The following is a 23,810-nucleotide window of genomic DNA, read 5'->3' as shown; positions in this document are numbered from 1 at the left end:
TTCCTTTCATTCCGGTAAAAACATGCGTATCATCAGCGGAAAGGCCGGCGGCATAGCACTGTCTGTTCCCAAAGGGGAAGTGCGGCCCACGACCGACCGGGTCAGGGAGGCCCTTTTTTCCATCCTGAACCCGCTGATTGACCATGCCGACGTGCTGGATTTGTTCACCGGCTCCGGAGCCTTCGGCCTGGAAGCCCTCAGCCGCGGGGCAGGGAGCTCCCGCATGGTGGATTTTTCCCGGCTTTCCTGCGCGACGGCCAAGGCCAATCTTGCCAAAACCGGCCTGGAGGGCGGCGCCGTCATCCAGGGAGACGCCGTGCAGTTTGTGAAAAGGGAGCTGCTGGCCGGCAGGAAGTACGACATTGTTTTTGCAGATCCCCCCTACTGCAAGGGCCCGGCGGACCGGGATTTTATTGTGGAACTGGCGGAGGCCGGAATTGCCGGACTGCTGAAGGACGGCGGCGTGTTTATTGCGGAAGTGCAGGAAGGCTGGGGAACCGGCATGGAAGGCGCCGCGGAGTTTGACGGCCTGGACCTGGTGGATACCCGCCGGTACGGGAAAAATATGCTGTTGTTCTATCGATTGCCTGAGAAGTAAGATGAAAGCCTTCCTGTTCTCTTTCTGTTACAATGTCCTGTACACCCTCGGGTGGCTGGTGACGCTGCCTTCCTACCTGCTCAAGCAGAAGAGGCGCGGCGGCTTCGGCACGGGGTTGATGGAGCGCTTCGGCCTGTACCGGGTTTCCTACAACCGGGAGCCGAAGGGGGTGCTGTACGTGCATGCCGTGAGTGTGGGTGAAGTGGTGCTGGCCCTCAAATTTCTCCGAGCGTGGCTCCGGGAGCGCGGCGGTTCCGCGGTGCTGGCCACCAGCACGGCTACGGGGCATGATACGGCGGTGAATGCCCAGGTGTCCGGCGTGCGCGTAATTTATGCCCCCTTTGACCTGCTGGGCCTGCCGGGGAGGTGCTTTGACCGTTTTGAACCGGAAGCCATTGTGCTGGTAGAGGCGGAATTATGGCCGAACTTTGCCCGCGCCGCCAAGGTGCGGGGCATTCCCATGGCGATGATCAATGCCCGCATGTCCGCCAGGTCCGAGAGCCGCTACCGCGCTTTTAAATGGGTGTCACGATATTATTTTTCCACGCTGGACGCCATGGGCGTGCAGGACAAGGGAGACGTCCGGAGGTTTGAATCCGTGGGGGTGCGCCCCTCCATCATTCATGTGACGGGCAGCATCAAGTTTGACCAGCAGATGGCGGAGCGCAAGGAAACCAATGCGGAGTTTGCCGCCATTCTGGACAAGCTGAAGCGCGGCAAGCCCGTGGTGCTGGCCGCCAGCACGCATGACGGGGAGGAAGTGCTGATTGCGGAGGCCGTGCGCAAGGCGGGAGGCTTCCCCTTGATAGTTCCCCGGCATGCGGAACGCCGCCATACGGTGGTGCGTGAGTTGGAGGCCCGCGGCTGGCAGTGCGTGCTGCGGACGGATGGCGAGCTTCCGGAAACCCTGAAGGACAATGTCTGCTACATTGCGGATACGACCGGAGAATTGAGGGATTGGACCGCGCTGGCGGATGTGGCCGTGATCGGCAAGAGCTTTCTGGCGGACGGCGGCCAGAATCCGGCGGAGGCCGTTGCCTGCGGCGTGCCCGTGCTGACGGGGCCGCACATGGAGAATTTCGATGCGCTGGTCCAGCTGCTTGAGGGCGTGGACGGCATTACCCGGTGCGATGAGGAGCGTCTGGCGGACGTGCTCAAGGAGATGCTGGACAATCCGCTGCTGGCCCATGCCCAGTCCTCCCGCGCGCAGGTGGCGTTGAAAGCCCATTTCGGCGCTACGGCCCGCACCATCCGCATGATCTGCATCATGCTCAAGATTCCCGTTTAACGGCGGGAGCCTTTTGTCCGCGGGCCTCCGGCTTGGAATGGAGCGGCAGGGCGAAGACTTCCCCCTGCGGCGCGTCAATGATGATGTCAAAGTGCTGGAGGGTGTCCACGCCTATCTGGCATCTGCCGCCTGTTCCCGTCACGGCGAAGGAAAGGCCGTCCATCTGGAAGTCCGGCCCCATGCGGAGGGTGGAGGGTATGCCCAGCTTCATGACGTTGCGGTCCCCGCTGTGTCCGTTGATGTCGGAGGCCTTGGCCGTGAGCTGGTTTCCATTTGGGTCCGCGGGCCACTGTTCCAGCGGGGCCAGGGAAAGGGAAGAACCGGAATCAAGGGCCAGCAGGAAGGCGTCTCCTCCCCGGGAGCAGCGGACATAGAAAATTCCGGATGGGTGGCGTTCCACTTCCAGCGGCTTCATGTTCTGGGAGGGAAAGCGGGAGCGTTCCAGAAATTGGAGGGAAGCATCCCTGACGGACAGCAGGAACGGGGAGAAGCCCAGGTAGTTGATTCCCAGAATGCCGTCCACCCTGACCTGCATATCTTTTTGAAGGGGGGTGAGGTCCATGGCGAGGCCGAAGAAGTTTTTAATGTGAAGCCCTCCGATGGAGAAGGTCTTCATGGCGAAAAGCTGGGGAACGGTGTTGACGTTGGAGCCGGGGGCGATCTGCGCGTTTTCAAGCGGCAGGCCGGGGAAATTCTTCTTGATGAATTTGATGTCAAACGTGGTGTGGGAGGCCGCCGTGTCCACAATGAGATTGCATGGAACGCCGTTAATGGTGCATTGCGCCACAAGAAGTTTGCTGTGGGCGTCTCTCGTCAGCCGGACGGGGTTCAGGTCCGTGATGGAAACGACGGGCCTGGCCTGGGCGGGGTCCGGCTGTTCCGCTGCGGAGAGAGGAAGCGCGCCCAATGCCAGAAGGGCCGCGGAAGCGCGGAAAAGGCTGCATGGGAAGAGCATCCCTTACTGGTAAGCGCGCCTCTGCGGTTTGACAAGCCAATTTGACGGAGAATCAGTCATGGCTGCGGTGGTTGGGCTTGTGGCGGCGTTCCAGTTCCACGCGGTCCTCATAATTCCGGGCCTGTACCTTCCGGTCTCTCTTCCCGGCCCGTTCCACGTTCATTTGCCTTTTTTTCTGACGTTTGGCAAGCCGGGCGATTTCATTTTCCAAATTCAGGAAATTCAAGTACCGCTCCCTGTCCAACGTTCCTTCCTCCACGGCTTTCCTGATGGCGCAGCCGGAATCCGTGCCGTGGCTGCAATCCGCAAATTTGCATTCCTGGGCCAGCTCCGTCAAATCCGCAAAGCTTTCCCGCAGGGTATGTTCATCCGTCCACATCTGGATTTCACGGATTCCGGGATTGTCAATCAGCAGGCCGCCGTGTTTGAGGAGCACCAGTTCGCGCGCCACGGTCGTATGGCGTCCCTTGCCGGTCACCTCATTCACTTCCCCCGTCCAGAGCCATTCGTCCCCCAGCAGGGTATTGACCAGCGTGGATTTTCCCACTCCGGAGGAACCGACGATGCAGATGGTTTTTCCCCTGGAAAGGCATTTGCGGAATTCCTTGATTCCCTTGTTGTGCAGGGCGCTGATGCCGATGATGGAGCATTCCGGGGAGAGTTCCCGCAGGGCCTGCACGGCTTCGTCCACTTCCTCCCTGGAGAAAAGGTCCGTTTTATTGAGCAGGATGAGAGGTGCGGCGCCGCTGCGGCGGATGAGCGTAAAGTAGCGCTCCATGCGCCTGGGGTTGAAGTCCGTTCCCGGCTCCGTCACCACGGCTACGGTGTCCACATTGGTTCCCAGAACCTGTTCCGCGCTGCTTTTTCCCGGAGCTTTGCGGGAAAAACAGGTCTGGCGGGGGAGAATGGCGCGTATGACGGCTTCGTCTCCCGCTTCCCCCGGGTCAATCGCCACCCAGTCTCCTACGGCGGGCAGTTCCGCATCCGTGGCGGCGTCATGCCAGAGCTTGCCGCTGACGACCGCGTCCACGTCTTCCCCGCCGTCCAGCAGGGCGGTGAAGTTGATTTTCGTTTCCCGGATGAGGCGTCCCGGAACCCAGCCGGGTTTGGCGACGGCGTTGAAAGCGCGTTGAAAGTGGTCGTTCCAGCCTAAATCCTGAAGAGTGACGGGCATGAAAATGGAAAATGTAGTTTTGGGAAAGGCCGCCGGCATTTACATGCCGACATCGGATCGTGGGGCAAACCTTCTTCCGGTTCAAGCGTGGAACGGGTCTGCCGTGCGCCATGACGGAGCTTTTCCCTGTGCGAGACGGCATGCGCGCTCAATGATTTGAAAGGCAATTTGCGTTTTAGGCGCTTTTTCCAAAAGCTCCGTCCGGTCCGGGTAAACGAGCAGCACTTCATTTTCAGAGGAGTTAAAACCAATGTCACTGCGGGAAACGTCGTTGGCCACAATCATGTCGCACCGCTTGCGTTCCAGTTTGCCGCGCGCGTAATTTTCCACGTCATGGGTTTCCGCCGCGAAGCCTACCAGAATGCCTCTGAAGCCGAATTCCGCGCGCATGGAGCCAAGAATATCCGCAGTACGTTCCAGTTCCAAAATCATGCGCTCCCCCGTTTTCTTGATTTTGCGGTCCGGAACGGAAACGGGGCGATAATCCGCTACGGCGGCGCTGAGGATGGCGGCGTCGGCGTAGGGAGCCTGGTTTTTGACAGCATCATACATTTCCCGTGCACATTCAACCGGCAGGAAGTCCACGCCGTGCGGGATGTCCAGGGAAGTGGGGCCGGAGATGAGAAGGACGCTGTGGCCTTCGTGAACAGCCGCTTCCGCCAGGCAATACCCCATTTTTCCGGAGGAGTGGTTGGTGAGGTATCTGACGGGGTCAATAGCTTCTCTGGTGGGGCCTGCCGTGATAAGAAAACGCATGAGAGGCATTATGCGGAATCACGGGTAAAAGTGAAGAGTGATCTTGTGCAGCTGCGCATTATGTTCCGGCTTGACTCCTTCCCGCGATTGGGGGAGTTATGAAGGCGTGATTTATTGGGATAATAACGCTACCACACCGCTGGCCCCGGAGGTTTACGAGGCCATGGAGCCGTTTTTAAAAGAACGGTTTTTCAACCCGTCCGCCGGTTACGGCTGCGCCAGGAGCGTGCGCGAGGCGGTGGAGGAAGCCCGTGCGGCCGTTGCCGCCCTGTTGGGCGCATTTCCTTCGGAAATTGTATTTACTTCCGGCGGAACGGAGGCGTCTAATATGGCTTTCCGCCAGATGGCCGGGGAGCGGGAGGGAGGGATAGGCGTTTTGTCCACGGACCATGACGCCTCCTTGAAGACGGCCCTGGCCCTGGGCAGCGGCTGTGTCTGCCCCGTGGACAGGGAAGGGCGAGCGGTTCCGGAAAAATGGGAGTCCATGTGCGCAGGGGGCGTGTCCGGCGTTTCTTTTGCCTGGGCCAATAATGAGACAGGCGCATTGCAGGATGCGGCGGTTTTGTGTTCCTCCGCCGGGAAACATGGAGTTCCCGTGCATTTGGATATAGTGCAGTGCGCCGGAAAAATTCCCGTGGATTTGCATGGAATGGAAGTGGATTATGCTTCCGTATCCGCACACAAATTCCATGGCCCCAAAGGGATTGGATGTCTGTACAGGAGAGCGGGGGCTCCTTTTTCCCCTTTGCTGTTCGGGGGGGGGCAGGAGTACGGTTTGAGGTCCGGCACGGAGAATGTTCCGGGAATCATTGGTTTTGGTGCGGCGGCGCGGGCGGCATTGAGGCACTTGGAGGAGGACGCCGGACGGCTGTCCCGGATGCGGGATTCTTTTGAGTCTCTCCTGCGGGCACAGGTGGGCGGCGTGACGGTGCATTCCGGCGGAACGGAACGTATTCCCAATACTTCCAATCTGGCGTTTGACGGATGTACGGCGGAAGCGCTGATGCTGTTGCTGGAACCTGCCGGCCTGCTGTGTTCGGCTGGGTCTGCCTGCCATACGCTGCAGCCGATGCCTTCCCACGTGCTGACGGCCATGGGATTGTCTGATGAGGCGGTACGTTCCTCCCTGCGTTTTTCCCTGTCTTTCATGACGACGCAGGAGGAGGTGGAACAGGCTGCCGCCCTGGTGGGCTCCGCCGTTCGGAAGGTGCGCGGCGTTCAGTCTTCGCGTACCGGCCCGGTGCTCGTGTACAGGCCAGAATGGAAGGGCTGAGAGGCTGGGGCGCTTTTACAGAAAGCCGTTTGTGTTCCATGACACCGGAGCTCAGTAACAGCGGCTCCCTCCCTATCAATGCTTTTACAGATGTTTATGAGGCGATTCTATTGCGGCAGAAATATATTGCAGATTTTTTGCTCATTCGCGAATCGACTTAAAATTTAAACGTGACGCCCATATTGACGTTGTGGCGCACTTTGTCCGAAACGTCCGCGGCATAGTCGGCATAGACGCTCCACTGTTCCGTGATGCTGTATCCGATGCCTGCGCCGAATACGCCAGCGTCCCTGTCCATTTTCCAGCCCCTTACCCTTATGAAGGAAGAGCCGAGCATGGCATTTACTTCGTAGCGGTCGTCGCAAAATTCGTGCGTGTAGAACATTCTGCCCGTAAAGTAGAAGCCGTTTGAAAACGCGTAAGTGCCCTCAATTCCCACAAGCGACTTCACGCTTGTATAGTTTTCTGATTCCGCGCTCATGCGTTCTTCCCCGCTTTTTTCCGTGAACGACGGGTTCATCAGGAAGTCCGCGTTTACGCCGATTGTGGGTTTCAGGTAAAATCCGGTGTCGGCAAAAGGCTTCCACGCGTATCGAACGCCCGTGAAGACACCGATGAGGTTTGAATTCCAATCGGCTTTGCTTTTGTTCAGGATGTTCATCCTTTCGGCTTTGTTCATGCCGAAAGCATAGGTTGCACCGAAGTACCAGTCAAAGTTGCCGAAGAACCGCCAGTCGGTGTAGGCGTTGACCGCAAGGCTTTGGGTTTCCGCCTTGCCGCAGTTGCCCTTGCCTGACGATTTTGCCTGAAAACCGCCGAAGCCGAAGCCCGCAAGAAACGTGTTACCCGCCGTGTATTCAAAATTCACCAAGCCGCCCGAAATATAGTCGCTCGACCCATCCATGTTTTCATCGCCGCCGTAGGTGGCAAACCTGTTTATGTTGCGGACGGTAATGCCTGAAAAACGCCCCCCCGAAACTTCCGTGCCGCTGCTTTTTGCGCCGAGGCCGTCGATTGCCGCGCTCGTGCGGTTGAGCGTGTCGAGGTGGATTATGTCGGCAAGATCCATGTTCATGCGCACGCTGTGCACTACCGACTGCGGAAGTATCGCACCCAGTGTGCCGCTTTTTACCATTGCGGCGAAATTACGTTTTTTGGTAACTGCCGCCTCGTTCGCCGCGTCGTCGCCGTCGATGTATTCAAGATCGTCGTAGGTTTTTGCCAACGCCTTTTCGAATTCGTTTGTCGCAACTGCTTCGGCAAGATAGGTGTTCTTCTTGATTTCGTAGCCGACATTGCTGCCGACGTTGACGTACTTCACGGTGATGTAGGTGTTTTCAAAAGGATCCAAGTCGCCGTCGATCATGCCCGAAATGTTGTTCGAGACGACGTCGTGCGTGCCTTTCAAGGCGGTTGCGGCGGTGAGGCTTCCCGAAGAGTCGTCGGTTGCGGAGAAACCGAAGATGTTGTCGTAGTGGTTGTTGATGGTGCCGCGCAAGCCCGCGCCCCCGAGTGTCCCCGCGCTGATTACGGTCGCGGCTGAAGAGTTTATGCCGAAGACACTGTTTATCGTAAGTCTGTTCCCGCCCGCCGAAACTGAACCCGTGAGTGTTGCCGAACCTTCGTTTGACAGTATGAGGTCTATCGTCGAAACGATGTCGCCGCTCACAGTTTTGCCGTCAAGCACATTGACATTCGTACCGCTTACGCGGATGTTGCCGACATCGCCGACGTTCAGTCCGTTAGTGACATTTGTTGCTGAGATGTCGCCAACGGCGTTGTTTACCGTCGCCGAATTAACCGAGTTGAACGAGACGTTGCCGTTTGCGTTTTCGATTGTCACCAAAACGGCGTTTGAAATGTTTGCTGATGTCTCGACTGTGTTGACTTTAATATACCCCGAATCCTCGCCCGACGTACCGATTTCGAGCGAACCCACTGATGCGGTAATGTTCAGGCCGGCAACCGAGTCGAATTTCATTTTGCCTGAAACCGTGCCGATTGTTGATTCTGCGGCAAGATGTTTACCCTCGATATTGCCGTTGACGACTACATTGCCTCCGTTGTTTAGCTCCATGCCGGCGTCCGCCATGAGGTCGCCATTTATCGTCGCGCTGCCGTCGAATGTCAGATAGAGGTTTTTCGAGCGGATTGCCTGGGCGCTGGAGTTTTCGTTTGCAGCGATTGCCGAGATTTCCGAACCATCGAGCATTTTTAAGAAAAGGTCGTTTTCCGTCCAAATTCCGTAGGCGTTGGAGTTTTCGCTTGAGGATAGGATTTTGCCGCCGAGGGTGATGTCAGCGTTGTCGGCGAAAATACCGTTTGCCAATCCGTTTTCAGACGAAACCGTAATGTTGCCTATGATGTTTTCATTTTGGCCCGATTTTGTAATGGAGTTTGCAAAGATACCCGTGGCATCTGCGCCGCCTGAAACCTCCAAATTATCTATCCTGATGTTTTCGAGGTTTCCGGCTGTGGAAACAGGGTTATCTCTGCCTGGCGCGGCGATTATGCCTGCTGCGTTGCCGCTGATTCCCGCGCTTACTTGCATATCGGATATGGTGAGGTTGCGGCCGCCTTCCGTCAGATGGATACCGGTTGCATTGGTGTACCCCTTTACTGTGATTGCATTTGCTGTCAAATCGCGCTTGACGCTTTTTGCGTATATACCCGTTGCTTCACCCTGCGTGCTGCCCGAAGTGATTGTGCTTTCGATGTCGAGTTCGCCCACGGAAAGCGAGTAGATGTCGCCCGCAGCAGAGGGGTCCTTGGCCGCGTTTTTACCAACTTTTACACCGAAGGCGTCTTTTGCTGTCACGTAAATTTGGCCCGAATAGTTATTTTTGAGCGAAACGTCGTCGCTGCCGAGCTGGTTGGCCAGTATACCTATCCCCGTGCCTTGTTTTGCATTGATTGTAAGTGAACCCGAAATCGTCATCGCCTGCCCGTCAGAACTGCTCGACGTGTTCACACCCACGATGTAGGAGTCGTCGTCGATTGTTTTTGCGGAATTCCCGTCCACAGTGTAAATTCCCGAAATTTCGAGGTCTGTAATTTGACCGCTGGTCTTGATGAGTCCGAAATCTTTATTAGTCTCGATAGAGGAAACGTTCCCGAAGCTATAATATCCACTTCCGCCCAGAACGCCTGAAGAACCTGTGGTTGTCTTGTTGTCCCACAAATACGAGCTTGCACTTACAGTGCCGTTTGTGCATCTTATGTTGCCTTGGTTTTCGATTCTGATTGTGTTGGTGAGCCGGTTCCCGTATAGTTCAAGACTGGATTGGGAATCCAAAATAAGGATTAACCCCGTGCCGCCTTTATCAAAGTCCCCCGATGCGCCCAAACGCGAATTTTCTAATTTCAGCGTCGTGTTGTTTCCCTCAGAAGTCGGCTCCACATATTTAATGCGGATCGAATCGGGAGATGTCCAAACGTCTTTTAAGATAATTTCTTTTGTGTCTCCGAATATTTCCGAAGTCCCAGGGACTGTGCTCCCGGGGGTTATTGGTCCTTCCAGAGTAATGCGGTCGGCAACCGTATTGCCCTTGCCTGTTATCACAAGCGTTTCAGAGGAGGAATCGTAGTTGTATGTTTGGGCGCAGGCAATACCAGCTGTCGCCAACAGGGAAGCAGCAATCTTTTCCATGTTTATTGCAGAAAATCTATGGTGTTTTTCGTTTATTTATACAATTCTGAAACAAGCCTACCTTTACTCATTTCCAAATACTAAATAAGCGATTTTTCTTTTCAGATAAATTCAGGGGATGGTCAAGTATAAACTGTTATCAGCTCAAAAATGGTGTGACCGGCCATAAATCACGGTAAGGGTGCATCCCTAAGTAATCGTAAGGGTCATGGATGTGCAGGGACGGCGGCCGTGTTGTCGGGTTTGCCTGCCTGGTGGGGGAAGGGGAAGAAGCCGCTCTGTTTGTGGCGCCGGAGCGTCAGTGCGAGGGAATAGGCACGGCTCTGCTGGACTGGGTGAAGGAGCACAGCAAGGGGATGCTGACGGTGGGCGTTTACGAGGAGAACGCCCGTGCCCGCGCGTTCTACAGGCGTGGAGGATTTGAGGAGATCGGCTCCAGGGATGACGAGCTGACAGGAAGCCGGGAGTACTGGACGGAATGGAAAGGAGAGAGTATATGATCATCATAAAAAAGGCGGAAGTTCCGAAGAACTTCCGCCCCCTGTAAAGCAGGCCGGCGTCAGGCGAGCTCCACCTTGACGCCGCTCTTTTCAATCTGGTCAGCCATTTCAGGAGAAAGGGCTTCATCAGTGATGAGCATGGAGATCTGTGAGGGCGCAACGGTATAGAATGCCGGGTTGTTCGCTACGCTGGTGGAAGGCATGGCGATGATCACCTTGGCATCCGGGGGAATGACGCTCTTGATGAATTCGGATTGAAGCATGTTCTTGTATCCGGCGCCATGCTTGGGGGAGTAGCAGTCCGGCGTCAGTACAACCATGTCAATGCTCAGGGAACCTGCGGCCTTGGCGGCTTCCTGTCCCACATAGACCAGGGCTTCGCGGTCGAAGCGTCCGCCCGTGCAGTAGAAGCTCAGGTTCGGAATGCCTTCAAGCCGGGTCAGCAGCGTGGGGTTGTTGGAAACCACGTGCGTATCCCTGGAATTAATGTGGTTGCAGATCTGGTAGCCCATGGTGCTGCTGTCAATGAACATGACCACGGAAGCGGGGATGTTCTGGACGGCTTTTTTTGCAATCCTTATGGAAACATCGTCTTGAGTGACAATGTCTTCATGGAGGGATTTATGGGTAAGGGCCAGAGCGCCGCCGTGGACGCGCTTGAGAAAGCCGCGTTTCTCAAGGTTAATCAAATCATTACGGACCGTTTCATCCGTGACCTTCATCTGTTTGGCCAGAGCAATGGTTCTTGCGGCTCCATGTTCGGCCAGCGTTTTCAGAATGAACTCTTTACGTTGGGATGCTAAATACATTGGGTTCTGTTTTTCTATATAGAATGTTTACACGTTCTAGGTGTTAAGTTGTTTTCTAACAATTTTTCACTGTCCCAGTCAAGCGTTAGAAATTCTAAGTTTTGATTGTTATTGTGAATAATGCAGATTTTGTAATAATGGGACAATTGAATACCGAGAAATGTACAAAAATAATTTTATGATGCACAAACTAGTTATCGGTATGACAGAGTTTATCAATCTGGAATGATAATGGACGCCGGATCGAAGTTGGGAGTGGGGAACGTGAGCTGGAGATGGCGCAGTTTTTCCACCATCAGGCGGGCGACGACGAGGTTCCTGTACCATTTCCGGTCTGCCGGAATGATGTACCAGGGAGCATCCGGAGTGGACGTTTTTTCAATGAGATCCTGATAGGCCGTCTGGAATTCGTCCCAGCGGTTCCGGTCATCCAGGTCGTCCATGCAGAACTTCCAAAGTTTGTCCGGATCCTGGAGCCTGGATTCCAGCCGTCTTTTCTGTTCCGCCTTGGAAATATTCAGGAACAGCTTGATGATGACGGTGCCTTCTTCCGCAAGCATGGATTCAAAATCCAGAACGTGCTTGTAACGTCGCTTCCAGACGGGGTCCGGGAAGATTTTTTTCACGCGGACGGCGATGATGTCCTCGTAATGGGAACGGTTGAAGATGGCGATCTGCCCCTTGGCGGGCACTTCCTTGTGTACGCGCCACAGGAAGTCGTGGTCCAGTTCTTCAATAGTAGGTTTTTTAAAGGGAACCACGTGCAGCCCCTGCGGGTCCACCCGGGAAAAGACGTGCTTGACGCATCCGTCCTTGCCGCCTGCGTCCATGGCCTGCAGAATGACGAGAACCCTGTGCTTGTGCTGGGCGAAGAGTTTTTTCTGCAGTTCCTGCAGTTCTTCCCTCAGCTTGTCGAATTCAACCAGGGATTCTTCCTTGGTTCCGGAGAAGAGAGATTTGTCATCCGGAGAGTAATCCTTTAAACGCAGTTTTTTGCCCGGAGGCACCAGGTAACGGTTCATTGTATGCGAAGTTAACGTTGAAGAAGCGGGAGAGGAGGTGGAAGAGGTTTTCATGGCGGCGGGTTTGGCCGGAAAATCCGGCCCGAAGAATTGCTGAAGGGCGTCCTTGATGACTTTCCTTTTGAATTTGGGGAACATCTCCAGCTTGAGGTCCTGGAGGGGTATCCATTTCGTTTTTGAGAATTCAGGGCTGCGGTGCAGGTCCGTCTTGGGGCGCCTGGCCTTGCAGCGCACCAGGAAGTAGGTTTGCTCCTGGCCTATCCAGCGCGTGACTTTGCGGTTGCCGGAGGGGTATTTGTACCGCAGGCCGGGGAGGCGGCTGACAATGGTGTATTCCGTGGGACGCAGGCCCACTTCCTCCCATACCTCCCGCGCGAGCGCCCGTTCAATGCTTTCATTTTTAATGACGCCCCCCTGCGGGAAGTGCCAGTACGGGTTGCGGCCGTTGTCCTTGCCCAGCAGCACGTAGCCGTCGGCGTCCATGATGACGGCTGCTGCGTTGAGTCTCCAGTTTTTGGCTGTAGATGGAGTGTCCATGACGGGAGGGGGCGGCTTAACTGGCGGTTTGAGCCGGCGTTTCCGGCTTTCCGGTTTCCGGAGCGGCATTTTCCGGTTCATCCTGCCAGATGAAGTGTTCCAGCTGGATGCGGCGCGCGTAGGCCGCCGCTTCCCTGGCTCTGGGACCGGAGGTCTGCGCCAGTTTTTTAGCCAGAGCCAGGGCGCCGTCCCAGTCCTGGAGCTGGCCCAGCAGGCGGATGGAGGCGAAACCGGCATTGTAGAACCAGTGCCAGTCCCGGCGCTTGTTGGCGGAACTGCCGCTGGGCGTATGGGCCAGGATGGAGGCGTAGTCATCCAGCGCCTTTTTCTGGTCGTTCATCCGTTCGTAGAATTGGGCCCGCTGGGTGAGGGCCTTGAATTTCCAGGCCAGGCCCAGGTTGGGGGTGTCCAGAATTTCCGTGCACAGGTTGATGGCCTTGCGGAGGGTGTCCGAATGGGTGTCTTCCTTCGTCACCCAGGCGTCCGCCTGGATGGAGAGGGCCAGCAGGCGCATGTAGCGCGGAAGGGGGGAGGAAAGCAGGTTTTCCAGAGCGGCGATGCATTGGTCCGCTTCTCCCATGCGCAGCAGGACGGAGGCTTCTTCTATCCTGGCGGGCTGCGCAAAGGGGGTGTCCCCCGCGCCCAGGGTTTTGAAGATGTTCAGGGCGGCTTTCAGCGTATTGCCGGTGTTGCTTTGCTGGGCGGCTTTTCCGGCCAGGAAGAGGGCCGCCGCCTGGAGGGGGCTGCCAGGGTATTTGGAGGGGAAGGGCTGGAGGACAAGCTGCGCTTCATGGAAATCCCCGTTCTTGTACAGGAGTTCCCCCAGCTTGAGATAGAGCATGTCCGCCTGTTTGCCTTCCGAATCCAGGGCGATGGCCTGGCGGCAGGCTTGGATGGCGCTGGGCCATTCCTGCCGGCTTTCCGCCTCCAGGATGTTCAGCCGCGCAAGCTGCATGGTCTGTTCCGGAGTCAGCTGTTCTTTTTCCAGCGGCGGAAGAATGGCCTGCACGGTTTCAAGGTCCGGCGGGTTGAGGTTCAGGGCCACTTCCGCCTGGTCCAGCCGGGCCTGGGTTTTCAGGGCCGGGTCTGTCGCCAGTGCCACGAAGGACGCCAGCAGTTCGGGAGCCTGGGGGTTCATTCTTTTGGCGGCGTAATGGGCCTGTTCAAAGAGGATGTGTTCCCGGAGCTGGGCAGAGCCGGCGGCTTCCTTGACCAGGGCGGCGGCTCCAGCGGCGTCATTGGCGTTCAGCGCAGCCAGATTTTCATTGAACAGGGCGCTTTCCGCCGTTTTTTCAGAGGCGCGCCGGGCTGCTTCCCGGAAGAGGCTCTGCGCCAGAGGGTAGTCTCCCTTGCGGAAGGCCAGGGCTCCCTGCTGGAAGACGAGGCCGGGGGACGTTCCGGGATATTTGGAGATAAGGCGTTCCGCGTCTTCCACGCGGTTTTTGTCCAGCAGAGTGGTGATGGTATTCAGGGAAAGGGTCTGGACGGGAAGGCTCTGAGGATATTTGGAGAGGCCGTCCTCCGCCATTTTGACAGCTCCCGCCAGGTCGTCCTTTGCCAGAAGCAGGCTTCCCATGGCATACATGGCTGCCGGCTGGCGGCCCGCATCCCTGGCATTCACCCAGCCGGTGAGTTTTTCCAGCGCCTGGGGATTGGTGCGGAAGATGTCCTCCTCCAGCAGGATGTTGAAGGCGTCCATCAGCAGGGAGGATTCCGATTTGCCGCCAATGAACGCCAGCAGGCGTTCTTCCGCCGTTCCGGCAGTGTGTGGGGCTTCCTCTTCCTGAGGCTGGGCGCGCGTTTCCTCTTCCGCCTGTTCCGGGTTGTTTTTCTCCCGGACGATTTCCGCCCTGGCGAGGGCCAGACGGCCCAGATCCCGGATTTTCCCCGGATAGGCCTTGTTGTCCATGACGGCGGCGAAGATTTTTATGGCCTGGTCCAGGTTCCCCTGTTTGTCGGCCAGTTTGCCTTCCACGAGTTCGGCATAAGAGCGCATGGGCAGGTCCCTGGCCGTGCCGTCGTCCATTCCCGTCTTGAATTGTTCAAGAATGGCGGCGGCCTCCGCATAGCGCCCCAGGTTCACCAGAACGTCCGCCAGAAGGACGTGCGCGGTCCGGGAGATGGCGGGGGATTCCGCCTGCCCCAGCCTGGTGAGGGCGTCCAGTAAAAGCTGCCGGTCCTGAAGCTGGCGCGCGAGCTGGGCTTTCAGCTGGAAGCCGTAGAGGGAGAGCGGGTCCGTTTCAGGAATGGAGGAGAGTTTTTCCAGGGCCCTGGTAAAGGAGCCTTTGTTAAAGAGACCAGCCGCCATCCAGTATGATTTCATGGAGGAGTCCGGAAGTTGTTCCCAGGCAGTCAGTCCTTCTTCCGTTTTTCTGGCGCGGATCAGGGCTTCCGCCAGGAAGGGGCGGATGATGGCTTTCTGGGATTCCGGAAGATTTTTGGAGTTCAGGCATTCCTGAAAATGCTTGCTGGCTTCCAGGGGCAGGCGGTCTTCCAGGGCTTTCAGACCCTGCTGGTATTTTTTATTTTTCAGGAGGGCCTGCCTGTCCTGCGAGAGGGGAGCCTCCGGAGGAGGTGTTGCCGCGGCTGCAGGGGGAGTGCCCCCCATGGTGAGCAGGAAAGCCGCGCAGGACGTAAGAACGGCAAGGGAAAAACGGGGACTGAAGAAGGTGTGCATCATCGTAGGATTATGATTCAGGCCCCATGAAGATGAGCCGGATGTAGCGTTTGCCGGAGGCGGTCAGCTTCGGATCCTTGCTGGAGCCGGAAACGCGGTTGCAGGTCCTGTACAGTTGGGAGAAGGGATGGGGAACAGCCCGGATGACGGAGGGTTCCGTGCAGGGCTGGTCGGAGGGAGTCACGGAAACGGGAACTCCCGTTCCCGTAAAGCTGATTTCCCAGGACTTGGGATTGGCCGGTCCCGGTTTCAGCAGGAAGGGGTAGCGTTTGACAAGATTGGGCAGGCTTCCGGTAGATGGAGCGCGTACGACGTACTGAACGGGCAGGGAGGAGATATGGCGGGAGAGGGAGAATTCCGCGCCGTCCTTGCACTGCATGAGGGCGGGGGCCGGGTCAAAACCGGCCAGGTTCAGGCCGTTGTAGGCGCCATGGCGGTTGGGGGTACCCAGTTTCAGGCTGGAATACCAGTTTTCAAAGTCGTCCTGGAGCTTGAGGCAAAGTTCCAGATGCACATGGGCGCGTGTTTTGTTCAGGCCCACTCCGGAGTAGCCCAGTTTTCCGATGACGTTTCCGGTGCCTACCCGGTCCCCCTCCTTGCAGGAGACGGAAGCCAGATGGGCGTACAGGCTGTAAAGCGGGCCGTCCGCCAATTGGTGTTCGATCACCACATAGCGGCCGTAGTTGCTGTGGGTGGGGTTGGCGGAAGCGTGGACCACGGTGCCTCCGGCTACGGGATGCACGTCGTCCAGCGGAATGCCGGAGGCGTCGCGCCTGAGGGGCTTGATATCGATGCCTTCATGGAATTTGACGGCTACGGGGCCTGCCTGGGTTCTGACGAGGGTCCGGGTAAAGCCGTAGGCTCCCGCCTCCCAGGGCTGGGATTTCTTCCCTTCAAAGTTCCGGTCCACGTACATGTAGAAGTCCTGCGGACGGTTGTCCAGCAGGGCCGTGTTTTCCGTGGGGAAGCGCACGACAATATCCGCCATCAGGAATGGCATGCTCCAGAAGAACAAGAGGATGCCGATCAGGGAAGGGAAGAACTTGCCGTGCATGCTCATACAAGGGGTGCTGGATCAGATCCGCCCCCGGCGGGTGCTGACCACGGTGCGGTCCTTATGTTCTTCGGGCTCCTTGGCTTCCTTCTTTTCCTGGGTGGGGTCCTTGATGGGAAGAAGGGGCTTGGTGACGGCGGCCAGCTTGTTGATGGGCTCTTCCCTCTTGGGGTCCGCCGGAGGAATGAATTCCGCCATGGCGGCAAGGTCCGCCGGGGAGAAGCCGCCCATGACGGCCAGTTTGCCGGAGGTAACGGGTTTGTTGTAAAGGCGCAGAGGCTGCATGGCATGACCGTTGACGACCGGCAGTATCTGCTTGCCGAGGTTGGCGGCGGTTACTCCTTCCACCCGGCTGTCCAGGCCTTTTCTGACATTGACTACAATGCCGTAGGTATTGTCCTCTGCCGGGAAGGAGTAGTAGGATTCAATGTCCTTCTGGGAAATGAAGGGAGCCTTGCTGTAGTAATGCCCGTCCCGCTCAAAGGCGAATTTTTTGCTGTCCGTCGCTCCTGTCTCCATGTGGAAGCTGACGGGATACTTGTCCGGGCCGCAGGAGCAGAGCATGAGGGAGCCAAGGAAGAACAGGAGCATTTTCATAATGTCCATGATAAAAGATTTAGTTCTCCCTGGGCAAACCAATAAACAGGCATGGAGTAATTTTATGCCGCCGTTACGGCAGGAGGGAGAGCGTTTTTTGAACAATCAGGTCCACTGGCATCAGTTTTCCCGCTCCTTCCGCTCCGCAGGCCAGCACGCCGGATTCACAGGGCCCCAGAATGCAGTGGCCCTTTCTTTGTTTCAGGACGGCCGCATTTTGCTGCGTGGCCGTGTGTTCCCACATGTGGACGTTCATGGCCGGACAGATGAGCACCGGGGCCTGGCAGGCCAGATAGAGGGAGCTGAGCATGTCCGGGGCGAAGCCGTGGGCGAAGTTGGCCATGGTGTTGGCCGTGGCGGGGGCCACGAGCAGAAGATCCGCCCGCTGGGCCAGTTGGATGTGCGGGGGAACCCAGTCCGCCTTTTCATCCTCAAAGGAGGAGAAGACGGGATTGCGGGAGATCGTGTGCAGGGTGAGGGCTGTAACGAATTCCAGGGCCTTGGCCGTGCAGACGCAGTGCACCTCATGCCCGCTTTTGACGAGGGCGGAAGCGATGTCCGCCGCCTTGTACGCGGCAATGGAGCCGGTGATGCCCAGAATGATGCAGGCCATGGGTGGGGAGGGGTCAGGCTTTGGAGGCTTTTTTGCCTTCGTCAATGAGTTTCCAGAAGTGTTTGGACTGGCTCAGGATTTCATCTTCCCCTGCGGTCGGGGAGATGTTGGTGCGGAACAGAAAGTCGTTCAGGCTGTTGGCGTGCAGAACGCGGTGGACGACCACTTTGCCTTCAATGACTTCAAAGTAGATGCGGTAGTCCCTGGCTACGTAGCGGTAAAGAATTTTGCCATCCTTTTCCATCTTGCCGAAGCGGGCGTCATCAAGGGTTTGGAGGGTGGATTCAGAGACCTGGAAGTCCCCGAGCAGGTCCAGTTGTTCCAGGGTGGGGATGCTGGATACTTCCGCAGCGCTGATTTTATTGAAGACGATTTGAAGCACGCCCTTTTTTAAGTGCGCCGGCGGGTTAGTTCAAGCCTGAAACAAGGCACGGGCCGATTTTGAGAAGGACCGTTCCGAACCCCGGCATTCCCTTGGGAGCCGGGGTTCCGGATTAACGGGAGTCCTGCGTGGGGATGATGCCCCTGCTTTTTACCACCTGGGTGCCGCGAATGACTTCAACGGTCAGAGGCTTTTCCCCCGTGAGGTAATAGGTGGCATCCAGCATGTCCCCGTAGTTGTTAATGGTCGTGCCGTTGATGCTGATGAGGATGTCTCCTGTCTGGATGCCTCCCCGCGCGAGAGGGCCTCCGTTAATGAGGCCTTCAATGACGGGAGTGGAGGCGTTGATATCCAGCAGGCATCCCAGGCGCACCCTCTTGGCTTCCGGATGGGTTGCCAGGAAGGAGATGGCCTGGGCGGGGAGCAGGTGGCAGGTTCCCTTGCGGGAAACTCCCAGCACGATGCCGACCAGACGGTTTTCAGCGTCATAGCACGGCTGGCCGATGGGCGGCGCAGCCAGTTTGGGGAATTGGGCGCGGACAAGACGCAGCGGGAAGCTGGTGTCTCCTATGGAGTGCTCCATGCCCACGTAAATTCCCAGGGTGGTTTCATTCCGGCTGCTGGCAAAGGCCAGCTTGTCGCCGCGCTTGAGAAGGCCGGAGGGCGTCACAACCGCCTGCCCGTCGTGTATGCGGGCAGCATCCACCTTGAAAATCGTCAGGCCCGTGAGCTTTTCCTGGGCCCATACCTGAAGGGGAGGGGTGTCCTTGTCCCCAAGGTAGTAGGTCACACCGCCGTTTTTAAAGACCCGGTAGGGAATCAGGGAGGCGAGCATGTCTTTTCCGACCTGCGCCGCCATGGCCGTGTACGGCTCTCCTTCCGCCTGGTGGGGAATGGCTTCTACCTTAAAAGGGGCAGGCACGGCCGCCGCTTGATAAATCAAGCCTGCAACGGCTATGCCCGCCAATATCGGAGCCAGGTTCATCATGGATTGTTACATCTCGATGAGAACTCGGGATACCGGTTTTTTATCGGTATTGGAATCAGTTTTCAGCTGATTGTCGTTGGCCGATGTTTCATATGAAGGCGCTCCCGTGGTGAATTCGGGTTTTTCCGCAGGGGCGACTTCGGTTAAGGGTTGTTCAATAGTTTCCTTACTTACGGGAACCGCTTTTTCCTTCAGGAGAATCTCTTCCTTATCCTTGGTGGAGGATGCGTAAGAGTCGGAAGGATCATCCATGTTCCCGGATGCGATAATAACGCCTACCGCAGCCAATGTCACGATGGACATGGAAGCATAGACCCACTGCCAGCCACGAAAGTTCTGCAGATAGTTGTCCAGGCGTTCGAGTAACAATTTCCAAGCAGAGTGGGTAGCCGGATCGGTTTCCTTTCTAAGATGAAAATTGCGGAGGAAATCTTCTTCAAAGTTGTCATGGTAACAAGCTTCCTTACGGAAAGATGCCAGCATGGCAACCAGAGTTTCCTCGTTATGTTCTGTGGATTGTTTATCCATCGTCGTTGATGTTAAGTGTAATAAAGGTTAGGGTGTTTTAGTCCCGAATCTGGGACTATGCGTTTGACAGGGCGGAGGGAACCGATGTTCAATATTTTTTCCACCGTTAACTCAGATATTCCGCCAGCAGGCCTTGCAGCTCCTTGTGGGCATAATGCAGACGTGATCTGAGCGTTCCTTCAGAGATGCCCAGAAGGGCGGATATTTCCGTGTGGTTGAGTCCTTTTACATCATGAAGCACAACGACTTCCCTGTGCTTGGTGGATAGTTTTTTCAATGCTTCATTAATCTTGAGCTGAAGTTCGTTCAGATGGGTGCGTCGTTCCGGGTCCGCTCCGTCCGTTTCGTCAGCCATGTTCATGTCCTTTTCCGTATGGTCGCCGTACTCGTCGTCGTCCAGGCTGTAGGTCATCCTGCGGTTGCGTTTTTTCAGGAAGTTTCTGGCATGGTTGACGGCAATGGAGTGCAGCCATGTATAAAAGGCGCTTTGTCCGTTGAAGTAGCGCAAGGCCCGGTAGGCTTTGGAGAACGCTTCCTGGGCGATGTCATAGGCATCGTCGTAGTTGTCCGTCATCTGGTACAGGGTGGCATGGAGCTTGCGGCTGTGGCGAATGACAAGTTCGTCAAAAGCTCGCGAATCTCCCTCCCGCGCCCTGGCGACCAGTTCAGTGTCTTCCAAGGTCGTATATGCAATGGGTCCCGACATATTAGCAGCAGAATACCCAAAAATAGGGACCCGCTACAAGGGCAAATCGTATGCACGCCCCCCTTTACCCTCAAACCAGCGCATGTATGCCACATTAACTGTGGTATATCCGCCCGGAGTCGGGTAGTCTCCGGTGAAATACCAGTCGCCGCAGGGGCCTTCTATGGATTCATGCAGGTTTTCGATGGTCTGGAAGATGACTTCCACGGGGCACGGGGCGTCGTGCGGAGTGACCAGGCGGGTGATTTCACGGGAGATTTCAGCGTCCGTCAAGCCTTCGTAAATGGCCTTGACGCAGTTGCGCCGTTCTTCTCTGGGCTTGGTCAGTTCCTCCTTGCATGCCTTGTATACTTCTTCCAGCAACCGGGCCTGCCCGTGCTGCTTGATCAGGGAGACTGCCGCCTGGAAGGCGATGAAGTTCCCCAGTTCGGACATGTCAATGCCGTAGCAGTCCGGATACCGGATTTGCGGAGCGGTGGAGGCGACGACGATTTTCCGCGGATTGGTGCGGCCCAGGATGCGGAGGATGGACCTTCTCAGCGTGGTGCCGCGGACGATGGAGTCGTCAATGGCGACGAGCACGTCTTCCGGTCCCACGGCCCCGTAGGTGAGGTCATATACATGGGAGACAAGCTGCGCGCGGCTCTTTTCCTGCGTGATGAAGGTGCGCATCTTGATGTCCTTGTGGGCGATTTTTTCACCGCGCGGCCATCGTTTCAGGATGGCGCTGTCCAGCATGTTTTCATCCAGGGTCCCGTTTCTCAGGGCTTCCAGTAGCTGGGCGTGCACGCGCTTGCGGCGGTAGACGCGCAGGCCTTCCAGCAGGCCGTAGTAGGCGGTTTCCGCCGTGTTGGGAATGTAGGTGATGGCGGATTTGTCAAAGCGGTCTTCCAGGGAGTCCACGATCTGCGGGGTCAGCGCCGCGCCCAGGGCCTTGCGTTCCCGGTACACGATGGGGTCGTTCCCGCGGGAGAAGTATATCTTTTCAAAGGAACACGGCGTGGGTTTCAGGGGCGTGGTGAATTCCGTGATGACGTGCGTGCCGTCCGCCTTGATGGAAAGCATGTTGGCCGGCGGCAGTTCCTGCACCTGTTCGCTTTCCACTTCAAAGACGGTCATCAGCGGGACGCGTTCAGAGGCCACGGCAATGAATTCATCCGTAATCAGGTAGTGGCAGGGGCGGATGCCGTGCGGGTCCCGCAGGCAGAAGTAGTCCCCGTTGCCGATGGCGCCCATGATGGCGTAGCCGCCGTCCCACTGCCTGGCGGAGTTGTGAATGATTTCCTGGATGTTGAGCCGGGAGGAGATGGCATGGGGGATTTCCGGGCCGGGCATGCCGCTGTCCCGCAGGGCGCGGTAAAGGTCCGTATGGGCTTCATCCAGATGGTAGCCGATTTCTTCAAGGACGGTCTGCGTGTCCGTGCCGAAGACGGGATGCTGGCCGCGCTCAATCATGCGCTGGTTCAGTTCCGGCGTGTTGGTCATGTTGAAGTTGCCCAGCACCATCAGGGTGCGCGTCGGCCAGTTGGTGCGGCGCAGGTAGGGATGGCAGGAGCCTTCGTCAAAGAGGCCGGAGGTGCCGTAGCGGAGGTGCCCCATCAGGATTTCCCCGCCGTAGTCAAAGTTGTTTTTAATGTCTTCAGCGTCTTTCAGGTTGACCTGGCCGCGGCGGACTTTTTTGTTAAGCTTCTTGATTTGCCCGTTGAAGATGGTGGTGAGGGCGTCCTTGCTGGCGTCCCGGGTGCGGAACAGGTAGGGCTGGCCGAGGGGCATGTTCAGTTTCACGCAGCCGATGCCCGCGCCATCCTGGCCGCGGTTGTACTGCTTTTCCATCAGGATGAGCAGCTTGTTGAACGCCCAGAGGGTGGAGCCGTATTTATCCTGAAAATAAGAGAGAGGCTTAAGCAGACGAATGGCGGCTACGCCGCACTCGTGTTTAAGAAAATCGCTCATGGGATTGTGATGAAAAGATTGTCCTGTAAGTGTGGTGTATCCGCTGCAAGGAGATGGTGCCTTCTCTATTCGCCCTGTACCTTGACATGAATGCCGCGGCCTTCTCTCAACGTGCCGATGACGGTGCCGCCGGGGCCTGCCTTCAGCGCGGCTTCCACGTCCTCCGGCTTCACGATGGCTACCCAGCCGATGCCCATGTTAAAGGTGTTGAAGCGGTCCTGCGGGTCCACATGCTTCAGGATTTTCTGGGCTGCGGTGTTGTCCCAGCAGGGAATGGTGAGGTCCGCGCCGTAGTCGCCCAGGAAGCGTTCCAGGTTTTCCGGAAGGCCGCCCCCCGTGATGTGGGCGTATGCCTTCGGGATGACATTGAAGCGGCGCATGTCCGCCACCACGTCATGGTACAGGCGGGTGGGCTGCAGCAGGGAACGGAGTTCCTCTTCATCAACCACGTCCGGGTTTTCCTCCAGAATGCGGCGGATAAGGCTCCAGCCGTTGGCATGGAAGCTGTCGGATTTGTAGCCGATGAATACGTCTCCGGGGCGAACGGTCTTGGGGTCGATCAGCTTGCTTTTTTCACAGCATCCGATGCAGAAGCCGGAGAGTTCCACGATGGATTCCGGAACCACGCCGGGCATTTCCGCCGTTTCTCCGCCGGCCAGGATGCAGTTGCAGGATTCCAGATAGTCGCACATGCCGGCCACCAGGCGGGTGATGCGGGTACGTTCCTGTTCCAGATTGGAGATGCCCAGGTAGTCCAGGAAAAGAAGAGGGTCTCCGCCCGTGGTAAGGATGTCGTTGACGTTCATGGCCACCAAGTCCTTGCCGGCGGTTTCCACCATGTCCAGTTCGAAAAGGATTTCCGTCTTGGTGCCTACGCCGTCGCATCCGGTGACGATGACCGGTTCCTTGTAGGAGCTCAGGTCATAAGCGGCGGCAAAAAGACCGAAGGCCTGGTGCAGGGATCTCTGCTTTTGCGTTCTTTTAACGTGAGAGCTGATGTCGGATACGAAAGCGGCTGCTTCTTTGGTATCGACCCCCGATTGCTTGTAGGTTAGTTTGCCGGACATTGAACGGATGGACTGGGTGTGCCAGCATCCTAAAGGAAGGCTCCTGCCGCGGCGAGTGAAAAAAGAAGTATTTTTGCCATAGGCCGCGCAGGAGGAAGCCTTTTTATTCCACTTCTATCTTGCAGTCGCGCCAGAGCCACCAGGCATCCAGCGAAAATTTGCCCGGTCCCGTGTAGAAGAGGGTCAGGTAAATCAGCAGATAGATGGCGGCGAGCTCCTGTGCGCCCCAGCCGGAGAGGCCCAGGACGAGGAAGAGAGCCACGCACATGTTGATGATCAGGAGAAGGGAGGCCAGGCGGGTGAAGAGCCCCAGGAAGATGAGGATGGAACATCCGAATTCCGCGCCTACGCACAGCAGCAGGGACAGGAAGTTGCCGATTCCCAGCGGGTCCTGGAAAGCCGCCCAGTTTCCGCTGATGAGCATTCCCAGCTTGGGGATGCCGTGCACAAGCATCATCGCGCCTACGCCCAGGCGCAGCAATAGGACGCCGAAGTCCATGCTGGTGTTGGTGGAGAAAGAGCCCAGCAGGCAGCACGCGGATGATTTGCATTTATTCTGTTCCATGCACTGTAGACCGTTCGTGCGGCAGAAATGCTCAAATAAAATAGGATGAAATGAAATATCCGGAACCAGGAGGAAGCGGCCTGCTGCGCGGACGTTCCGTTTGAGGAGAAGCCGGGCAC

Annotated in this window: 21 protein-coding genes; 4 read left to right on the top strand and 17 right to left on the bottom strand. The window is 57.0% G+C overall.

What is annotated here, in order from left to right:
- Positions 1-22 precede the first annotated feature (22 nt).
- Entirely contained in the window at positions 23-598 is a 576-nt protein-coding gene (gene rsmD / locus J5W70_RS02595; protein ID WP_022396469.1) for a 16S rRNA (guanine(966)-N(2))-methyltransferase RsmD, read from the top strand.
- A gap of 1 nt (position 599) precedes the next feature.
- Positions 600-1,886, top strand: a complete 1,287-nt coding sequence (locus tag J5W70_RS02590; RefSeq protein WP_022396470.1) for a 3-deoxy-D-manno-octulosonic acid transferase — start codon at positions 600-602, stop codon at positions 1,884-1,886.
- Here the strand turns inward: J5W70_RS02590 and J5W70_RS02585 are convergent.
- The 3 genes from J5W70_RS02585 to J5W70_RS02575 form a co-directional block, all read right to left on the bottom strand.
- On the bottom strand, positions 1,870-2,841 hold the full coding sequence (locus tag J5W70_RS02585) for a retropepsin-like aspartic protease (RefSeq protein WP_022396471.1): 972 nt from the start codon (positions 2,839-2,841) through the stop codon (positions 1,870-1,872). The two genes, J5W70_RS02590 and J5W70_RS02585, sit on opposite strands and share 17 nt — an antisense overlap.
- Before the next feature lie 52 nt (positions 2,842-2,893).
- Positions 2,894-4,015, bottom strand: a complete 1,122-nt coding sequence (rsgA, locus tag J5W70_RS02580) for a ribosome small subunit-dependent GTPase A (RefSeq protein WP_022396472.1) — start codon at positions 4,013-4,015, stop codon at positions 2,894-2,896.
- An 81-nt stretch (positions 4,016-4,096) separates the two neighbouring features.
- The gene (locus J5W70_RS02575) at positions 4,097-4,771 is read right to left on the bottom strand and encodes a phosphopantothenoylcysteine decarboxylase domain-containing protein (RefSeq protein ID WP_022396473.1); all 675 of its coding nucleotides are present in this window, start codon (positions 4,769-4,771) and stop codon (positions 4,097-4,099) included.
- Positions 4,772-4,877: 106 nt separating this feature from the next.
- Here J5W70_RS02575 and J5W70_RS02570 point away from each other — a divergent pair, with 106 nt between their 5' ends.
- Positions 4,878-6,044, top strand: coding sequence for a cysteine desulfurase family protein (locus J5W70_RS02570; protein ID WP_022396474.1), 1,167 nt, complete (start codon positions 4,878-4,880; stop codon positions 6,042-6,044).
- A gap of 157 nt (positions 6,045-6,201) precedes the next feature.
- Here the strand turns inward: J5W70_RS02570 and J5W70_RS02565 are convergent, their stop codons facing one another.
- Positions 6,202-9,693 carry an autotransporter family protein gene (locus J5W70_RS02565; protein ID WP_215841934.1) on the bottom strand — a complete coding sequence of 1,164 codons (3,492 nt, stop codon included), beginning with the start codon at positions 9,691-9,693 and terminating at the stop codon, positions 6,202-6,204.
- A 212-nt stretch (positions 9,694-9,905) separates the two neighbouring features.
- Between J5W70_RS02565 and J5W70_RS02560 the strand changes: the two genes are divergently transcribed.
- Complete coding sequence (locus J5W70_RS02560; protein WP_022396476.1) at positions 9,906-10,193, top strand: GNAT family N-acetyltransferase; 288 nt, start codon at positions 9,906-9,908, stop codon at positions 10,191-10,193.
- A gap of 59 nt (positions 10,194-10,252) precedes the next feature.
- Here the strand turns inward: J5W70_RS02560 and J5W70_RS02555 are convergent, their stop codons facing one another.
- The 13 genes from J5W70_RS02555 to J5W70_RS02495 all read right to left on the bottom strand — a co-directional run bounded on the left by J5W70_RS02555 (position 10,253) and on the right by J5W70_RS02495 (position 23,691).
- On the bottom strand, positions 10,253-11,002 hold the full coding sequence (locus J5W70_RS02555; protein ID WP_022396477.1) for a DeoR/GlpR family DNA-binding transcription regulator: 750 nt from the start codon (positions 11,000-11,002) through the stop codon (positions 10,253-10,255).
- A gap of 215 nt (positions 11,003-11,217) precedes the next feature.
- A complete protein-coding gene (locus J5W70_RS02550; RefSeq protein ID WP_180971043.1) occupies positions 11,218-12,561 on the bottom strand; it encodes a PPK2 family polyphosphate kinase in 1,344 nt (447 codons plus the stop codon).
- Between the two features lie 16 nt (positions 12,562-12,577).
- Positions 12,578-15,241 (bottom strand): tetratricopeptide repeat protein, encoded by a 2,664-nt coding sequence (locus J5W70_RS02545; protein WP_146018209.1) that lies wholly within the window; start codon positions 15,239-15,241, stop codon positions 12,578-12,580.
- A gap of 7 nt (positions 15,242-15,248) precedes the next feature.
- Entirely contained in the window at positions 15,249-16,292 is a 1,044-nt protein-coding gene (locus J5W70_RS02540) for a M23 family metallopeptidase (RefSeq protein ID WP_180976218.1), read from the bottom strand.
- A gap of 21 nt (positions 16,293-16,313) precedes the next feature.
- Positions 16,314-16,898: a hypothetical protein gene (locus J5W70_RS02535; RefSeq protein ID WP_022396481.1), complete on the bottom strand. Its 585-nt coding sequence runs from the start codon at positions 16,896-16,898 to the stop codon at positions 16,314-16,316.
- Between the two features lie 64 nt (positions 16,899-16,962).
- Positions 16,963-17,502 carry a flavoprotein gene (locus tag J5W70_RS02530; protein WP_022396482.1) on the bottom strand — a complete coding sequence of 180 codons (540 nt, stop codon included), beginning with the start codon at positions 17,500-17,502 and terminating at the stop codon, positions 16,963-16,965.
- Between the two features lie 13 nt (positions 17,503-17,515).
- Positions 17,516-17,884: a hypothetical protein gene (locus J5W70_RS02525; protein WP_022396483.1), complete on the bottom strand. Its 369-nt coding sequence runs from the start codon at positions 17,882-17,884 to the stop codon at positions 17,516-17,518.
- A gap of 112 nt (positions 17,885-17,996) precedes the next feature.
- Complete coding sequence (locus J5W70_RS02520) at positions 17,997-18,806, bottom strand: PDZ domain-containing protein (protein ID WP_215832904.1); 810 nt, start codon at positions 18,804-18,806, stop codon at positions 17,997-17,999.
- A 72-nt stretch (positions 18,807-18,878) separates the two neighbouring features.
- Positions 18,879-19,400 carry a hypothetical protein gene (locus J5W70_RS02515; protein ID WP_022396485.1) on the bottom strand — a complete coding sequence of 174 codons (522 nt, stop codon included), beginning with the start codon at positions 19,398-19,400 and terminating at the stop codon, positions 18,879-18,881.
- Between the two features lie 106 nt (positions 19,401-19,506).
- Positions 19,507-20,079, bottom strand: coding sequence for an RNA polymerase sigma factor (locus J5W70_RS02510; protein WP_179218865.1), 573 nt, complete (start codon positions 20,077-20,079; stop codon positions 19,507-19,509).
- Positions 20,080-20,139: 60 nt separating this feature from the next.
- Positions 20,140-22,059, bottom strand: a complete 1,920-nt coding sequence (locus J5W70_RS02505; RefSeq protein WP_022396487.1) for an amidophosphoribosyltransferase — start codon at positions 22,057-22,059, stop codon at positions 20,140-20,142.
- A 65-nt stretch (positions 22,060-22,124) separates the two neighbouring features.
- Complete coding sequence (purM, locus tag J5W70_RS02500; protein ID WP_022396488.1) at positions 22,125-23,126, bottom strand: phosphoribosylformylglycinamidine cyclo-ligase; 1,002 nt, start codon at positions 23,124-23,126, stop codon at positions 22,125-22,127.
- Positions 23,127-23,229: 103 nt separating this feature from the next.
- Complete coding sequence (locus tag J5W70_RS02495) at positions 23,230-23,691, bottom strand: DoxX family protein (RefSeq protein ID WP_022396489.1); 462 nt, start codon at positions 23,689-23,691, stop codon at positions 23,230-23,232.
- Positions 23,692-23,810 lie beyond the last annotated feature (119 nt).

It is taken from the genome of Akkermansia massiliensis (assembly GCF_018847375.1).
Lineage (GTDB): Bacteria > Verrucomicrobiota > Verrucomicrobiia > Verrucomicrobiales > Akkermansiaceae > Akkermansia > Akkermansia massiliensis.
This window is presented reverse-complemented; position numbering and strand designations above follow the sequence as displayed.

What these genes read in the sequence shown, in the direction of transcription:
- rsmD (WP_022396469.1), top strand. Translation starts at nt 23, where the DNA reads ATGCGTATCATCAGCGGAAAGGCCGGCGGCATAGCACTGTCTGTTCCC.
- J5W70_RS02590 (WP_022396470.1), top strand. Translation starts at nt 600, where the DNA reads ATGAAAGCCTTCCTGTTCTCTTTCTGTTACAATGTCCTGTACACCCTC.
- J5W70_RS02585 (WP_022396471.1), bottom strand. Translation starts at nt 2,841, where the DNA reads ATGCTCTTCCCATGCAGCCTTTTCCGCGCTTCCGCGGCCCTTCTGGCA.
- rsgA (WP_022396472.1), bottom strand. Translation starts at nt 4,015, where the DNA reads ATGCCCGTCACTCTTCAGGATTTAGGCTGGAACGACCACTTTCAACGC.
- J5W70_RS02575 (WP_022396473.1), bottom strand. Translation starts at nt 4,771, where the DNA reads ATGCGTTTTCTTATCACGGCAGGCCCCACCAGAGAAGCTATTGACCCC.
- J5W70_RS02565 (WP_215841934.1), bottom strand. Translation starts at nt 9,693, where the DNA reads ATGGAAAAGATTGCTGCTTCCCTGTTGGCGACAGCTGGTATTGCCTGC.
- J5W70_RS02560 (WP_022396476.1), top strand. Translation starts at nt 9,906, where the DNA reads ATGTGCAGGGACGGCGGCCGTGTTGTCGGGTTTGCCTGCCTGGTGGGG.
- J5W70_RS02555 (WP_022396477.1), bottom strand. Translation starts at nt 11,002, where the DNA reads ATGTATTTAGCATCCCAACGTAAAGAGTTCATTCTGAAAACGCTGGCC.
- J5W70_RS02550 (WP_180971043.1), bottom strand. Translation starts at nt 12,561, where the DNA reads ATGGACACTCCATCTACAGCCAAAAACTGGAGACTCAACGCAGCAGCC.
- J5W70_RS02545 (WP_146018209.1), bottom strand. Translation starts at nt 15,241, where the DNA reads ATGATGCACACCTTCTTCAGTCCCCGTTTTTCCCTTGCCGTTCTTACG.
- J5W70_RS02540 (WP_180976218.1), bottom strand. Translation starts at nt 16,292, where the DNA reads ATGCACGGCAAGTTCTTCCCTTCCCTGATCGGCATCCTCTTGTTCTTC.
- J5W70_RS02535 (WP_022396481.1), bottom strand. Translation starts at nt 16,898, where the DNA reads ATGGACATTATGAAAATGCTCCTGTTCTTCCTTGGCTCCCTCATGCTC.
- J5W70_RS02530 (WP_022396482.1), bottom strand. Translation starts at nt 17,502, where the DNA reads ATGGCCTGCATCATTCTGGGCATCACCGGCTCCATTGCCGCGTACAAG.
- J5W70_RS02515 (WP_022396485.1), bottom strand. Translation starts at nt 19,400, where the DNA reads ATGGATAAACAATCCACAGAACATAACGAGGAAACTCTGGTTGCCATG.
- J5W70_RS02505 (WP_022396487.1), bottom strand. Translation starts at nt 22,059, where the DNA reads ATGAGCGATTTTCTTAAACACGAGTGCGGCGTAGCCGCCATTCGTCTG.
- purM (WP_022396488.1), bottom strand. Translation starts at nt 23,126, where the DNA reads ATGTCCGGCAAACTAACCTACAAGCAATCGGGGGTCGATACCAAAGAA.
- J5W70_RS02495 (WP_022396489.1), bottom strand. Translation starts at nt 23,691, where the DNA reads ATGGAACAGAATAAATGCAAATCATCCGCGTGCTGCCTGCTGGGCTCT.